The 15,460-nt window shown below is 59.9% G+C and carries 13 protein-coding genes and 1 tRNA gene; 7 read left to right on the top strand and 7 right to left on the bottom strand.

What is annotated here, in order from left to right:
- The 3 genes from KB554_RS00070 to mazG are packed head-to-tail and all read right to left on the bottom strand — an operon-like array spanning window position 1 to window position 2,125.
- Window positions 1–555: a gamma carbonic anhydrase family protein gene (locus KB554_RS00070; RefSeq protein WP_211034543.1), complete on the bottom strand. Its 555-nt coding sequence runs from the start codon at window positions 553–555 to the stop codon at window positions 1–3.
- 2 nt (window positions 556–557) lie between these two features.
- A complete protein-coding gene (locus KB554_RS00065) occupies window positions 558–1,334 on the bottom strand; it encodes an aspartyl protease family protein (RefSeq protein ID WP_211034542.1) in 777 nt (258 codons plus the stop codon).
- Window positions 1,335–1,348: 14 nt separating this feature from the next.
- Window positions 1,349–2,125, bottom strand: a complete 777-nt coding sequence (gene mazG / locus KB554_RS00060; RefSeq protein WP_211034541.1) for a nucleoside triphosphate pyrophosphohydrolase — start codon at window positions 2,123–2,125, stop codon at window positions 1,349–1,351.
- An 84-nt stretch (window positions 2,126–2,209) separates the two neighbouring features.
- Between mazG and KB554_RS00055 the strand changes: the two genes are divergently transcribed.
- On the top strand, window positions 2,210–4,369 hold the full coding sequence (locus KB554_RS00055) for a beta-N-acetylhexosaminidase (RefSeq protein WP_211034540.1): 2,160 nt from the start codon (window positions 2,210–2,212) through the stop codon (window positions 4,367–4,369).
- Between the two features lie 89 nt (window positions 4,370–4,458).
- Here KB554_RS00055 and pheT read toward each other — a convergent pair whose 3' ends face one another.
- The 3 genes from pheT to lysA all read right to left on the bottom strand — a co-directional run bounded on the left by pheT (window position 4,459) and on the right by lysA (window position 9,068).
- Window positions 4,459–6,927, bottom strand: coding sequence for a phenylalanine--tRNA ligase subunit beta (gene pheT, locus KB554_RS00050; protein WP_211034539.1), 2,469 nt, complete (start codon window positions 6,925–6,927; stop codon window positions 4,459–4,461).
- A gap of 83 nt (window positions 6,928–7,010) precedes the next feature.
- Window positions 7,011–7,907 carry a DMT family transporter gene (locus KB554_RS00045; protein WP_141429774.1) on the bottom strand — a complete coding sequence of 299 codons (897 nt, stop codon included), beginning with the start codon at window positions 7,905–7,907 and terminating at the stop codon, window positions 7,011–7,013.
- Window positions 7,908–7,910: 3 nt separating this feature from the next.
- A complete protein-coding gene (lysA, locus tag KB554_RS00040) occupies window positions 7,911–9,068 on the bottom strand; it encodes a diaminopimelate decarboxylase (RefSeq protein WP_141429775.1) in 1,158 nt (385 codons plus the stop codon).
- A gap of 230 nt (window positions 9,069–9,298) precedes the next feature.
- Between lysA and lepA the strand changes: the two genes are divergently transcribed.
- The 6 genes from lepA to KB554_RS00010 all read left to right on the top strand — a co-directional run bounded on the left by lepA (window position 9,299) and on the right by KB554_RS00010 (window position 14,732).
- Entirely contained in the window at window positions 9,299–11,089 is a 1,791-nt protein-coding gene (lepA, locus tag KB554_RS00035; RefSeq protein WP_211034538.1) for a translation elongation factor 4, read from the top strand.
- Window positions 11,090–11,142: 53 nt separating this feature from the next.
- Window positions 11,143–13,050: an AMP-binding protein gene (locus KB554_RS00030; RefSeq protein ID WP_211034537.1), complete on the top strand. Its 1,908-nt coding sequence runs from the start codon at window positions 11,143–11,145 to the stop codon at window positions 13,048–13,050.
- Window positions 13,051–13,115: 65 nt separating this feature from the next.
- Window positions 13,116–13,188: transfer RNA gene (locus tag KB554_RS00025), tRNA-Gly, on the top strand.
- A gap of 118 nt (window positions 13,189–13,306) precedes the next feature.
- The gene (locus tag KB554_RS00020) at window positions 13,307–13,702 is read left to right on the top strand and encodes a hypothetical protein (RefSeq protein ID WP_211034536.1); all 396 of its coding nucleotides are present in this window, start codon (window positions 13,307–13,309) and stop codon (window positions 13,700–13,702) included.
- Between the two features lie 172 nt (window positions 13,703–13,874).
- Window positions 13,875–14,213, top strand: a complete 339-nt coding sequence (locus KB554_RS00015; protein ID WP_211034535.1) for a hypothetical protein — start codon at window positions 13,875–13,877, stop codon at window positions 14,211–14,213.
- Window positions 14,214–14,267: 54 nt separating this feature from the next.
- Window positions 14,268–14,732: a hypothetical protein gene (locus KB554_RS00010; RefSeq protein ID WP_211034534.1), complete on the top strand. Its 465-nt coding sequence runs from the start codon at window positions 14,268–14,270 to the stop codon at window positions 14,730–14,732.
- 144 nt (window positions 14,733–14,876) lie between these two features.
- On the opposite strand, the gene KB554_RS00005 is transcribed toward KB554_RS00010, so the two are convergent.
- Window positions 14,877–15,407 (bottom strand): hypothetical protein, encoded by a 531-nt coding sequence (locus KB554_RS00005; protein ID WP_211034533.1) that lies wholly within the window; start codon window positions 15,405–15,407, stop codon window positions 14,877–14,879.
- Window positions 15,408–15,460: the final 53 nt, after the last annotated feature.

The raw sequence follows: 15,460 nt of genomic DNA, 5'->3' as shown, positions 1-15,460 counted from the left end.
TTACTTCTCCGGTTCGCCTTCGGTCGCTCCGTCCCGGAACCACGAGGCATAGTGCATGTAGTCGCGTGCCGTGCGGAGCACGATCTCCTCGCGCTGCTCGGGGGTCACCGCCCGGATCCGCTTGGCCGGAACGCCCGCGTAAAGCGAGTCGGGTTCCAGTTGTGCATTGGAGAGTACCAGCGCCCCGGCGGCGATGATGCAGCCCGACGGGATGACGGCGTTGTCGAGCAGGATGGCGCCCATGCCGATCAGACAGTTGTCGCCGATGCGCGCGCCGTGCACCACGGCGTTGTGGCCCACCGAGACGTCGTTGCCGATGATCGTCTGCGACGGATGCTTCGCCTTGTCGTAGATGGTGTGGAGCACCGCGCCGTCCTGAATGTTCGTGCGGTCGCCGATGACGATCTTGTTCACGTCGCCCCGCAGGACGGCGTTGTACCAGATCGAACAGTCGCGCCCGATCGTCACGTTGCCCAGGATCACGGCCGTCTCGGCCAGAAACGTATTTTCTCCGATCACGGGGGTATGTCCCCGCACTTCTCTGATCAATGCCATAATTATATCTCTTTGGTTTCAAATGTATATTCCGTACGTACACCGCCTCGCAGCGCCGCCATGCGGTGGCGTCCGGGGGCCGTCACGGCACTGTCGATCCGCATCCCGCCGACCGGCTCGCCGTCCCATTCCACGACCACGTCGCCCGGACGCAGCCCCTCGGGCGCATGCCCGGCATCAAACCGCACGCAGGCGGGAAGGTAAATGCGGTCATCGCGTTTTTCCACCGCCACGCAGGCGAAGCCGGCAGCGGCGAGCGTATCGGGCGACACGGCCCGCATGTAACCGCGCCGGAGATTGAACTCCACGCACGACTGCGCCAGAAAACGCTGCCCGAGAATACCGTCGGACTGGCGTCCCAGCACCTCCTTCAGGGCAAGGACAGGCGTCATCTCACTCTCCCGGCGCAATGTGTCGATGGCGAATGCGAGTTTCTCCAGCAGTATGCGCATCGACGCGACCGAGACTCCCGTACCGCCGATCATACCCCGGGCTGCACGCCCGGGCGCAACGCCGGAGCGCGCGAGCCACAGCGAATCGACATAGAGCCCCGTCGCACCCGTATCGAAGACCAGACGCGCCGGGATCGAATCGCAGACCGTCGCATCGAAATAGAGGTGTCCCCGGTGGTAACGGAATGCGACCGCACCTTCGGGCAGCAGTTCCGGATCCGGTGGTGCGGCAGAATGCTGCACCCCTGCGCCGCCGCAGGCTGCCAGCAACAGGCACGCCAGGGCATACGACAGCGAGCGTTTCAATTCCGTCCGCGACAGGTGCATACTCTTCGCGTTTTTTATTCTTCTTTTTTGGCTTCCTGCCACAGAACCTCCATCTGGTCGAGCAAGAGGTCGTGCAGCGAACTTCCCTGTGCGGCAGCCTGTTCCTCCATATAATTGAAGCGACGGATGAATTTCTCGTTCGTGCGTGCCAGCGCCGATTCGGGATCCACGCCGTAGAGCCGTGCGGCATTCACGAGGGCGAAGAACAGGTCCCCGAACTCTCCTTCGAGCTCCTCCCTGCGGCCCGCGCACATCTCCGCCTCGACCTCGGCGATCTCCTCCTTCACCTTCGCCCAGACATCCTCTTTGCGCTGCCAGTCGAACCCTGCCCCGGCGGCCTTCTCGCCCACGCGGAACGCCTTCACCAGCGCCGGAAGCGAGCGGGGGACGCCGCCGAGCGTGCCGCTCTTGCGGTTCTTCTTGCGCAGCTTGAGCGCCTCCCAGTTCTCCTTCACCTCGTCGGGCGTATTGGCGTGGATGTCGCCGTAAACGTGCGGATGGCGATAGATCAGCTTGTCGCACAAGGCATTGGCCACATCACCGAAATCGAACGCGCCCTGTTCCTCGCCCAGCTTCGAATAGAAAACCACATGCAGCAGCAGGTCGCCCAGCTCCTCCTTGATTCCCTCCATATTGTGCGCCGTGATGGCATCGGCCAGTTCGTAGGTCTCCTCGATCGTGTTGCTGCGCAGCGAGTCGAAAGTCTGCTCCCGGTCCCACGGACATTCGCGGCGGAGCGTGTTCATCACCTCCAGCAGGCGTGCCGTGGCTTCCAAACGTTTGTCTTCCATGAATCCGATTCGATTTAGCAAGGCAAAGATAACAAATCGGCCGAAAAAACATATCTTTGCGTCGTACAAAAATTCTACCTGCCGATGAAACGACTCTCTCTGGCGCTGGCGCTGCTTTGCGCCGTTTCCGTCTCCGCACAGCCCGGCCCGGGGCGCACGACCTTCCGCGAAGGGGTCTTCCCGTTCGATTCCCGCACGACGCTCACGGCCGACGAGGCCTTGCGTCCGATAGCGGATTACGCCGCGGAATACCTCCGCTGCCCGGTGCGGCAGGACCACTCGGGCGACGGCACCGTGGCGCTCGTGCTCGACGCCTCCGGCGACATCCCGGCCGAAGGATACCGTCTCGAAATCGCCCCCGACCACATCGTCGTCCGCAGCGGCGACTACGGCGGGGCCTTCAACGGCGTGCAGGCGCTCTTCCGGCTGCTGCCGCCCGCAATCTACGGGAAGCGCGGCCTGCCTGAAGGGACCGTGATCGCCTGTGCGGAAACGCAGGACGCCCCGCGCTTCGCATTCCGCGGAATGATGCTCGACGTGGCCCGGACGTGGATGGATGCGGATGCGGTAAAGCGTTATATAGACCTGCTTTCATACCACAATATCAACAAACTGCATCTTCATCTCACGGACGACGAAGGATGGCGCATCGAGATCCGTTCCCACCCCGAACTGGCCGAGGTCGGCGGATTCCGCGGCGGCGATTCGCCCGTGAAGGCCATCTACGGCAAATGGTTCGAACGTTACGGCGGCTACTACACGCAGGAGGAGATGCGCGACATCGTCCGCTATGCCGCCGTCCGCAACATCGAGGTGATCCCCGAGATCGACCTCCCGGGGCACAGCCGCACGGTCGGGACGGTGCATCCCGAAATCCGCTGCGCCTACGCCGCCGACACGGCAGCCACCGCCGGATACGACTACCGCAACGCCTGGTGCGTGGCGCGCGAGGAGAACTACGAGCTGCTCGGGGATATTCTGGGCGAAATCTGCGGACTCTTCCCGTCGGAATACATCCATATCGGCGGCGACGAGGTGGACATGTCGCAGTGGAAGCGCTGCCCGGACTGCCGGGCGCTCATGGCCCGGATGGGAACGGACGACCCGCACCGGCTGGAGGACCTCTTTCTGGAGCGGCTCGCGGATATCCTGCGCGAGCACGGCAAGCGGCCCGCCGTCTGGAACGAAGCCGTGCGCACGGGCGCCTTTTCGCACGACTGCCGCGTGAACGGTTGGGAGAGCACGAAGGCGTGCCTCGATGCCACGGCCAAAGGCTACCGGACCGTCGTGATGCCGGGCGAGTATTTCTATTTCGACATGCGGCAGTCGCCGAACGAGCCGGGCCACCAGTGGGCGGCGATCTTCGACGCCCGGAAGGTCTATTCGTTCGACTTCGCCGAAGCCGGATTCTCCGCCGCGCAGATGCGCCGCGTCGAGGGTTTGCAGGGGGCTTTTTTCAGCGAGCTCTACGTGGCGCACGAGCCGGAGAAGCCCGACTACCTCGACTACATGCTCTTCCCGCGGGTCTGCGCGCTGGCACGGATCGCCTGGAGCGGCAACGACGAGGGGTGGGACGCATACTATAAGGAACTGTGCGAGGAACACTACCCCCGCATGACAGCCATGGGCATCCGCTTCCGTCTGACTCCGCCGCAGGTACGCTACGCCGACGGGATGCTGACGGCGGCGACCGACGACGGCTCGCGCATCCGCTTCGTGCGCGACGACCGTCCGGACGAGGAGTCCGACTACACGGCCCCGGTGCAGACCTCCGAGCCGCACCGCTACCGTTTCCGCTCGGAGCGGGGGACGGGACGCAGCCCCTATGCGGCCCACGATTCCCGCTACCGCACGATCCGGCCCGCCGTGACGCTCACCTCCTCGATCCGCGAGAGTGCGAAGTTCCCCTATTCGAACGTGGACACCTACAAAGGCTACGCCTACACGAGCCGCACCGGACGCAAGGGGGATTGGGTGCTCTATACCTTCGACGAACCGGTTTCCTGCCGCGAGATGCTGCTCCGCACGGGTTATTCGCACCTGACGAAGATGCAGTTCGTGACCGGGTATGCCGAGGTGTCGTACGACGGCCGGACGTTCGAACGCGCCGGGGAGCTCGACGAAGGCGCCATCCTGCTGCACCCCGAACGGTCCGTGAAGGCCGTGCGGCTGGTCTGTACCTCGGACGGCAACGGCACGCCGATCGTCGTGGTGATGCCCCCGGAGATCAAGCCGGTGCTGTAACCCCGCACCCGGGAGGAAGATTCGCACATAACGAAAAGGCAGCGGCCGGATCACCCGGCCGCTGCCTTTTTCGTTTCCGCCACGCGGCGTCAGGCCCGGACCTGCGCACCGCAGCGCTGTTCGAACTGCCGGACGAGGTTCCCCATGACACGCTCGATGGTCTTCTCGTCCAGCGTGCGGGTCTTGTCCTCCAGCACGAAACTCAGCGCATAGGACTTCTTGCCCTCGGGGAGCTTGTCGCCCTCATAGACATCAAAAAGCGAGACGCTCCGCAGCAGTTTGCGTTCGGCGGCGAAGGCCGCGTCACGCAGCTCCGAGAAGGTCACCCGTTTGTCGATCAGCAGCGCCAGATCGCGCTTCACCTCGGGGAACTTCGACAGCTCCGCGGCGACGATGCGGTGTTTCCGGGTCGAACGCACGAGGACGTCGAAATTCATCTCCAGAAAGTAAACCTCCTGCTTGAGGTCCGTCCGGCGGCGAATAGCCGGGGCCACCGAGCCGATCCGGAGCAGCTCCCGGCCGTTGAGCGCCATCGTCAGCCCTTCGGAGAAGAGATCGCTTTCGAGCGTCTCCGTCTCCAGCGCATAGATGTCGATGCCGAAGCGGCGCAGGAGTTTCTCGGCCACGGCGCGCAGGGTGAAGAACGACGCCTTCCCGGGTTTCGTGTTCCACGAATGCGGCGTGGAGACCCCCATCACGGCGATCGCCAGCCGGTACTCCTCGGAGTAGGGCGCCAGCCGGTCGGCTTCGGAGCGCTTCGCCTCGTCGTAGAAGTAGCAGTTGCCGAATTCATAGAGTTTCAGGTCGCCGTTCTTGCGATTGACGTTCAGCGCCACGGCCTCCAGCATGTTGAACAACAGCGTCTGCCGCATGACGTTCAGATCGGCGCTCAACGGATTGAGGATGCGCACGCAGCGCTCCGCGGGGCAGGAGGTCAGCCCCTCGTAGTAGGCGCCCTTCGTGAGCGAGTTGGACATGATCTCCGTGAAGCCGTTGGCCGAAAGGAAATCCGCCGCGAGATTCATCAGGCGGTTCCTATCGGGACGGGGAGCGTAGGAGAGCGTCGAACGCACGTGCGCGGGCAACTCGACGTTGTTGTAGCCGTAGATTCGGAGAATCTCCTCCACCAGGTCGGCCTCGCGCCGCACGTCCACGCGGTAGGGCGGCACGGCCACGGTCAGTTCCCCGTCGCCCTTCTCGGCGAGTATCTTCACCTCGAGCGCGCCGATGATCCGCCGCAGCGTCTCCTCGGGAATCTCCTTGCCGATCAGGGCGTTGATCCGCCGCAGCGAGACGTCGAAGACGAAATCGCCGATCGGGGCGGGGTAGATGTCCGTGACGTCGCTCGAAATCGTGCCGCCGGCCAGTTCCTTCATCAGCAGCGCGGCGCGCTTGGCGGCATAGACCTGCAGGTTGGGATCCGCGCCGCGCTCGAAGCGGAACGAGGAGTCGGTGTTCAGCCCGAAGCGCTTGGCCGTCTTGCGCACCCACACGGGATTGAAATAGGCGCTCTCGATGAAGACATCGGTCGTCCCGTCGCCGATGCCCGAATCCAGCCCGCCGAAGACGCCCGCGATGCACATGGGGCGCTCGGCCGAACAAATCATCAGGTCCTGCGACGTGAGTTTGCGTTCCACGCCGTCGAGCGTCACGAAGGGCGTGCCGTCGGCGCAGGTGCGGACGACGACCTCGCGGCCCTCGATCTTCGCGGCGTCGAAGGCGTGCAGGGGCTGGCCCAGCTCGAAAAGCACGAAATTGGTGATGTCCACCAGGTTGTTCTTGGGATGGATGCCCGCGGCGCGCAGGCAGTTCTGCATCCACTCGGGCGAAGGGCCGATCTTGCAGCCCGTGACCGTCACGCCCGCATAGCGGGGCGCGGCCTCCGTGTTCTCGACACGGATCTTCACCGGCAGGTCGCGGTTGTCCGGAGCGAAGGCCGAGACGTCGGGCCACTGCACCTCGATCCGCTCGCCGCGGCTGCGGAGGTAGGCCGCCAGGTCGCGCGCCACGCCGATATGCGACGCCGCATCCACGCGGTTGGGCGTCAGTCCGATCTGAATCAGGTAGTCGTCCTCGATATGCAGGTATTCCCGGGCGGCCATGCCCACCGGAGCGTCGGAAGGCAGCTCCATGATGCCGTCGTGCGCCGTGCCGATACCCAGCTCGTCCTCGGCGCAGAGCATGCCGAGCGACTCGACGCCGCGGATCTTCGACCGCTTGATTTTGAACTCCTCCTCCCCGCCGCCGGGATAGAGTACCGCGCCCACCGTGGCGCAGAGCACCTTCAGCCCGGCACGGCAGTTCGGCGCCCCGCAGACGATCTGCAGCGGCTCTCCGGAGCCGACGTCCACCGTCGTCAGGTGCAGGTGGTCCGAATCGGGATGGTCCGTGCAGGTCAGCACCTCGGCCACGACGACCCCCTGCAGGCCGCCGCGGACGGTCTCGATCTTCTCGAAGCCCTCGACCTCCAGCCCGATGTCGGTCAGGATCCGGGCGATCTCCCCGGCCGGAAGCTCGGTCGGAAGATAGCGTTTGAGCCAATTGTACGAAATGTTCATATCGTTGAATTTGTGAATTAGCTAAAATCGAACAAAGATAGGCATTTTCCGGCAAAATACGCGCCGCGGCGGGGCTTTTTTCGCTACCGCGACCCCAGCCAGAGGAAGAGCATGCCGAGAAGGACGAAGCCCAGATCGACGGCCTTCGCGCGCAGGTTCCTCTCGCCGAAGAGCAGCGCTCCGCAGAGAAACGACACGACGACCGACCCGCGGCGGACCATCGAGACGACCGAGATCATCGCGTCCGGCTCGCGCAGGGCGCAGAAATAGGCGAAATCGGCAGCCGAGAGAAAGACCGAAATCAGCGGAATGGCCCAGCTCCAGCGGAAAGGCGAAGCCGCGCGGCGCGGCAGCCAGAGCAGCGCCGTGACGACGGCCATCATGCCCAACTGATAGAGATTGTACCAGCTCTGCACGAAGGCCGGATCGAGCCGCGTCATGATGTATTTGTCGTACAGGCCGCTGGCAGCTCCCGTCACGGCCGCCGCCGCGAGGCAGAGAATCCAGACGTTGTGCCGGAAATCGACCCCTTCACGGCGGCCCGAGCGACTCAGGAGCACGAGCGACGTCAGCGCCAGCGCCACGCCGATCCACTGGAACCCGTTGAGCCGCTCGCCGAAGACGGCCAGCGCACCGACGAGCACCAACACCGGGCGCGTGGCATTGACCGGCCCCACGATCGTAAGGGGCAGATGCTTCATACCGAAGTATCCGAAAATCCACGAAGTGAGGACAATGACGGACTTCACCGCGACCAGCGCATGAGCTTCGGCCGTACCCCGCGAGGCAGCCAGCGGCGTCGAATCGAACCATCCGAGACCGAGCTCCGCGGAGAGAATCGCCGGCAGAAACAGCAGCGACGAGAAGAGCGTGTTGAGCAGCAGCACCGGCAGCACGGCGTTGCCGGAGAGCGACTTCTTCTTGGCGACGTCGTAAAGCCCCAGCAGAGCGGCCGACAGAAAGGCGAGCGAAAGCCACATGGCCTACAACTCGTCGCTGTAAACGGCGCCGGGCAGGTCGTGGAGGTTGTAGCGCGAAGCCATCGACATGCCGTAGGCTCCGGCCGACTTGATCGAGAGCAGGTCGCCGCGGCGCGTTCTGCGCAGGCTCACGTTCTCGTCGAAGACGTCCGTCGATTCGCAGGCCGTGCCGACGACGGTGTATTTGTCCGAGGTCTCCTCTTCGGAGGTGATATTCTCGATGTTATGGTACGAACCGTAGAGCGCCGGACGGATCAGCTCGGTCATCGAGGCGTCCACGATGGCCAGTTTGCGCCCCGTAGCGGTGGTCTTGTTGAACAGCACGCGCGTGATGAGCTCGCCGCATTCGGCCACGATCGAACGGCCGAACTCGAAGTGCACCTCCTTGCCGCCGATGTCGAGATGATTGTGGACGATGGAGAACAGCGAAGCGAAGTTGGGGATCGGCTCGTTCTCCGGTACGTCGTAGTTGACGCCCAGGCCGCCGCCCACGTCCACGAAGCGGAACGAGAAACCCAGTCCCTCGAGGTTGCGGACGATCACATTGACCTTGCGGCACATGTTCTCGAAGACATGCAGTTCGCGGATCTGCGAACCGATGTGGAGATGGACGCCGACGACGTTCACATGGGTCAGGGACTTGATCCGCGCGGCGTGCTCGAGCACCTCCTCGTACGAAATGCCGAACTTGCTGTCGGCCTGTCCCGTGTCGATGCAGTGGTTCGTGCGGGGGTCGATGTCCGGGTTGATACGCAGTGCGACGTCGGTCACGGCGCCCGCCTCCGCCGAGAGCGCATCCACAACCTCCAGCTCCTCGATCGACTCGCAGTTGATCGCCAGAATACCCTGCGAGATGGCGTAGCGCAGCTCCTTGTCACGCTTGCCCACGCCGGCGTAAACGATTCCCCGGGGATCGAAACCCGCCTCGACGGCCTTGCGCAACTCGTTGCCCGAAGCGCAGTCGATGCCCAGCCCGTACTCGCGGATGATCGCCAGCAGGTGATCGTCGTAATTGGCCTTGATGGCGTAGTGGACCTTGTAGCCGTATTTGTTCGATTCGTAAACGACGCTTTCGAGGGTCTGGCGCAGCAGCGCCGTGTCGTAGAGATAGAACGGGGTCTCGAAGCCCCGGAGCTTGGATGCGATGTGCCTGCTTAACATAATTGACTGACTTAACCTTAACCTTGTAAAGCCGCAAAGATAGATTTTTCAGCCGGAAAAGGCAAATTCCGGAACCAGGAATCGCGGCGGAGAGGGAATATCCCCGCCGGAACCGACGCCCCCACGCCAGACGACTTCCTTTCCCGGACCGGAAGGCGGGAGGACGCCGCACGAAGGCCGGAAATTCAAATATATTTCGTATATTTGCCCGTATTTTTTACGCGGAATCCATGAAAAACATTCGGAACTTTTGCATCATAGCCCATATCGACCACGGCAAATCGACCCTCGCGGACCGGCTGCTGGAAAAGACCAACACACTGAATCAGCGAGAAATGCAGTCGCAGGTGCTGGACGACATGGACCTCGAACGCGAAAAGGGCATCACGATCAAGAGCCACGCGATCCAGATGGAGTACACGGCCCGCGACGGGCAGACGTACACGCTCAACCTGATCGACACCCCGGGACACGTCGATTTCTCGTACGAGGTCTCGCGCGCCATCGCCTCGTGCGAAGGGGCGCTGCTGGTGGTGGACGCCACGCAGGGCATTCAGGCCCAGACTATTTCGAACCTCTACCTGGCCGTCGGGCACGATCTGGAGATCGTCCCCGTGCTGAACAAGATCGACATGGATTCGGCGATGATCGACGAGGTGAAGGATCAGGTGATCGACCTGATCGGCTGCAAGGACGAGGACATTCTCCTGGCCTCGGGCAAGACGGGGCAGGGTGTCGAGGAGGTGCTCGAAGCCATCGTCGCGCGCATCCCCGCCCCGAAAGGCGACGAAAACGCCCCGTTACAGGCGCTCATCTTCGACTCGGTGTTCAACCCCTTCCGCGGCATCATCGCCTATTACCGCGTCTTCAACGGCACGCTGCGCAAGGGCGACCACGTGAAGTTCTTCAACACGGGCAGCGAATACGACGCCGACGAAATCGGCGTGCTGAAACTCAAGATGCAGCCCCGGCAGGAGATCAGGGCCGGAGACGTGGGGTATATCTGCTCGGGCATCAAGACTTCGTCGGACGTGAAGGTGGGCGACACGATCACCTCGGTGGCCAACCCCTCGCGGGAGGCCATCGCCGGCTTCGAGGACGTGAAGCCGATGGTCTTCGCCGGCATCTACCCCGTGGAAGCCGACCAGTACGAGGACCTGCGCGCCTCGCTCGAGAAGTTGCAGCTCAACGACGCCTCGCTGACGTTCGAACCCGAAAGCTCGCTGGCCCTCGGATTCGGATTCCGCTGCGGATTCCTCGGGCTGCTGCACATGGAGATCATCCAGGAGCGGTTGTACCGCGAATTCGACATGGACGTGATCACCACCGTGCCGAACGTCTCGTACCGCGTGACCACCACGCAGGGCGACACGGTGGAGGTCCACAACCCCTCGGGACTGCCCGAGGTGACGAAGATCGCCAAGATCGAGGAACCCTACATCCTGGCGCAGATCATCACCAAGTCGGAGTTTCTGGGCAACGTCATCAAGCTCTGCATCGACAAGCGCGGGGTGATGAAGAACCAGACATTCATCACGCAGGACCGCGTGGAAGTGAATTTCGACATGCCTCTCTCGGAGATCGTCTTCGACTTCTACGACAAACTCAAGAGCATCTCGAAAGGCTACGCCTCGTTCGACTATCACCGCACGGGGTTCCAGCTCTCGAAACTCGTCAAACTGGACATCCTGCTCAACGGCGAGCCGGTGGACGCCCTCTCGTCGCTCACCTACACGGACCACGCCTACGATTTCGGCCGCAAAATGTGCGAGAAGCTCAAGGAGCTGATCCCGCGCCAGCAGTTCGACATCGCCATACAGGCCGCCGTGGGGGCCAAGATCATCGCCCGCGAGACGGTGAAGGCCGTGCGCAAGGACGTGACGGCCAAATGTTACGGAGGCGACATATCGCGCAAGCGCAAGCTGCTCGAAAAGCAGAAGAAGGGCAAGAAGCGCATGCGCCAGATCGGCAACGTCGAAGTGCCGCAGTCGGCCTTCCTCGCCGTACTGAAGATGGACTGACGGACGCGCCCGCTCTCCGGACCGGCCCCAACATACTACCACAGAAATAAGACATGAAGAAGACCATCATCGACCTGTTCGAAGACTCCGTCGCGAAGTACGGAGCCAAGACCTTCCTGCTCGAGAAGCGTCACCGCAAATTCGAACCGACGACCTACGCCGAAACCCGCGAGCAGGCGATCGAGGTCGGGGCGGGACTGGCCTCGCTCGGCATCCGCCCGCAGGACAAGGTGGCCATTCTGGCCGAAGGCAGCAATGCCTGGATCATCTCCGAGCTGGGGCTCTTCTACGCCGGAGCGGTCAGCGTGCCGCTCTCGGTGAAGCTCGAGGAGTCGAACGACCTGCTCTTCCGCCTGCGGCACGCCGAGGTCCGGGCGCTGTTCGTTTCGAAATACCAACTGCCCAAAATCCGGCGCATCCGGCAGGAACTGCCCGGAGTCGAGCACATCGTCGTCTTCGGACACCTCCCGCTCGAGGCGGGCGAGACGGCCTTCGGGACACTCAAGCGGCTGGGCCGCGATTACCTGGCGAAGAACCGCGAGGAATTCATGCGGCGCGGACAGGCGATCCGCAACGACGACTACGCCACGATCACCTACACGTCGGGCACGACGGCCGACCCGAAAGGCGTCGTGCTGACGCACCGCAACTATACGGCCAACGTCGAACAGTCGCTCTCGCGCATCGACATTCCGCCGCACTACCGCACGCTCATCATCCTGCCGCTGGACCACTGCTTCGCCCACGTGGTAGGGTTCTACATCATGATCGCCTGCGGCGCTTCGGTGGCCACGGTGCAAATCGGCGCGACACCGATGGAGACGCTCAAGAACATCCCGCAGAACATCCGCGAGGTGCAGCCGCACTTTCTGCTGTCGGTCCCGGCGCTGGCCAAGAACTTCCGGAAGAACATCGAGAGTTCGATCCGCGCGAAAGGCCCCTTCACCGAACGGCTGTTCCGGCTGGCGCTCCGCACGGCCTATATCTACAATCAGGACGGATACGGCCGGGGGCGCGGCTGGCGGATCGCACTGGCTCCCGCAGTGGGGCTGTTCGACGCCCTGCTGTTCCGCAAGGTCCGCGCGGCGTTCGGCGGCTGCCTCGAATTTTTCGTCGGCGGCGGCGCGCTGCTCGACACGGAACTGCAACGCTTCTTCTACGCCATCGGCATCCCCATGTTCCAGGGATACGGCCTGTCGGAGGCGACACCCGTGATTTCGACCAACTCGCCCAAACACCACTGGCATCGGTTCGGATCGTCGGGCAAGATACTGATTCCGCTCGACCTGAAGATCGTGGACGAACAGGGACGCGAACTGCCCCGCGGACAGCGGGGCGAAATCGTCGTCCGCGGCGAAAACGTCATGGCCGGGTACTGGAAGAATCCCGAAGCCACGGCCGACACGGTGCGCGACGGTTGGCTGCACACGGGCGACATGGGCTATGTCTCGGAGGACGACTTCCTCTACGTGCTGGGACGTTTCAAGAGCCTGCTGATCTCGTCGGACGGCGAGAAATACAGCCCCGAGGGAATGGAGGAGGCGATCGTGGACAAATCGCCCTACATCGACCAGATTCTGATACACAACAACCAGAGCCCGTTTACGGGAGCCGTCGTGGTGCCGAACCGCGAAGCGCTGCGGCGCGAGCTGGACAACCGCGGCGTGGCGCCGGGAGACCGGGCCGCTGCCGCAGCGGAAATTCTCGGGGCGGAAATCGACCGCTACCGCGCGGGAGGCATCTACGCCGGGGAGTTCCCCGAGCGGTGGCTGCCGGCGGGACTGGCGATCGTGGACGAAGCCTTCACGGAGCAGAACGGGCTGGTGAACAGTACGATGAAAGTGGTCCGCGGCAAGGTCGAGAAACACTTCGGCGACCGGATAGCCTATCTCTACACACCCGAAGGCAAAACGCTGAAGAATCCCCGGAACCTCGCGTCGCTGGAAAAAATCGTGGGGTAGCGCACGTTTTTTCGTCTCCGGGATTTGCAAAATCAAAAAAGCGGAGTAACTTTGTACTCCGAATTGCGGAAATAGCTCAGTCGGTAGAGCATCAGCTTCCCAAGCTGAGGGTCGCGGGTTCGAATCCCGTTTTCCGCTCGAATTCCTATCTATCTTAACATATAGCGATTCTCACAGATCGCTATATGTTTTTTTGGTGCATTCCGATCTTCTCGGGTTGGTATATCCTCACAAAAAGGCAGAAAAATGATTGTTTTTGAGCCAAAAAGAATTAACCAATGGCAGCTTTCAAGGTTGTGCCTTCAGGAATCATTTACGGAAGGATGGAACGTACAATACGAAATTACGGATTACGCATAATTACCAGACCCCGAAAATAAACACTCCCCTTTACGTCGAGGAAGAAAATCTCTCCCCGGATCTTCAGATCACGGATGATGAGCATGTCGATCTTCGTGAAGATCTCTGTCATGAATGCCGAAGAATCACCCGAAAGTCAGGCTATAAAATCAACGGCATGACTATTGACGAGCTTGTCCGTTATCCCAAGCTGAAATTGCAGGGCGAAGGCAACTTCCGTTTGGACTTTTACAAATTTCGAAGAGAACAATCCAACACAATGATTCCCCGGATATTCGGCGGAACTACCTGACAGCTCTCAGTGCCTTTCAGCAATTCATTCATGCAATCACACGGGCAATATCGCCGAATGGACGTGGCGGCATGCCGGTGGAGAGGAAAACACCTATGCTTTCGCCTATGACGGCCTCTCCCGTCTGACGGATACGAGGCAATATCAGGCCGGGGAACGTACCGACCGGTTCGTGGAACGGTCGCTGACCTACGACCGGAACGGCAATATACTGACCCTGCAACGATCGCAGGGTGATGCGGTGACGACCGATTTCGCATACACCTATGCGGGGAACCGTCTCGTGTCGCTTTCCGATTCCGGGACGGCTTATCCGTATGCCTATGATACGAACAGGAATCTGGTCCATGACGGGGCAAACGGACTCGATATGACGTATAATCGACTGAATCTGATAGAAAAAGTTACGCGAGACGGCAGATTGCTGGCAAATTTTTCTTATCTTTCGAACGGTCGGAAGTATTTGATGTCCAGTGACGACGGCCACGGTTTGTGTTATGTAGGTTATTGATAGAGCAATATGAGACGACTTTTATTTTTGACAGTAATAATATGTAGTGCTTGTATGGAATCCAACAATCCGCTAAAAAAAGCTACTATATATTATAACCCGAATCAAACTCCTTGGGGCATTCTGAAATTCGTTGATACTCCAGGTCGAGTTTTCCTAAAAGATAGTTTGAAATTAAATAAGCTTACAATAACGAATTTCGATAGTTTGAAGTTTATTTATGATCAGATAGAACATGCAACCCGGGATTCTATTTCATTTGATTATCAAGAAGTTGACACTTCCATAGCTGTAATGTTACATTCTGACCAAAAGCTTGATACGTTATTCTTGGACGGATATTCCCACCTGCAATACAACGACTGCGTTTTTCGAGATAGCGCACTTACACATTATATTATAAAGATGATTCGATTGAATAATAAATATTGGGAGGATGTCGCCTCAGAATATTATTACAATGGACAATATAACGGTGTATCTCGATATATTTATCCGTTCGTTGATCGAAATCCATGAATGATCGTTCAGCCCCCTTCATTCCTTTATGCGGACCGTCCGGACAATTTCTTGTATGAAGTCGGGGCCGGCGGTGTTCCGATCCGGTGTCATGGTATAAAAGCCAAGCGATAACAGGCTGTCTGTTATCGCTTGGCTTGGAAGTTATTCCAGGGGCGCATTCAGGACTTTCCGGATTTCGGCATCTTCGAGCCGTATTGAATAAGGTAAATTCTCAGAAATGTTAATACGGGACATAATATATTCGTACAGTTTCCATACATTCTCGTATGTAAACAATTTTTTAGGCAATTCGATGCTTAAAAAGTGTTTTTTTACCGTTGGGTCATAGTCTGTACATGATTCATCGTAGGCTGATAATACTTCGGTTCCATAATAATAAGTTATGTATGCTGGCTGATCTATCACATTGATTAGTTCGAATATATCTACCAATCCGTTTTTATTTCGAGTTACTTTTTTAAGGATTTTTTTCGCCCATTTTTTGTTTTCTTTGAAATACTTAGAAAGAATATTCAAAGTCTCGCATTCTTTTACGACATAATACATATTATCTTTTTTGTATACGGCTATCACATCAGTTGTGAATGGAAATACGTTGTTTTCCTGTGCCATTCCCATCATTGTGCCGGACAAAGCGAGGAGTACCGTGCTCCAAAATATAAACCGTTTCATATTATTTGTACAAGTCTTCTAAGATACTGAAAGATACGATTGCTTCTATTTTC

The organism is Alistipes sp. Marseille-P2263 (assembly GCF_018101075.1).
In the GTDB taxonomy this organism is placed as follows: domain Bacteria; phylum Bacteroidota; class Bacteroidia; order Bacteroidales; family Rikenellaceae; genus Alistipes; species Alistipes dispar.
This window is presented reverse-complemented; position numbering and strand designations above follow the sequence as displayed.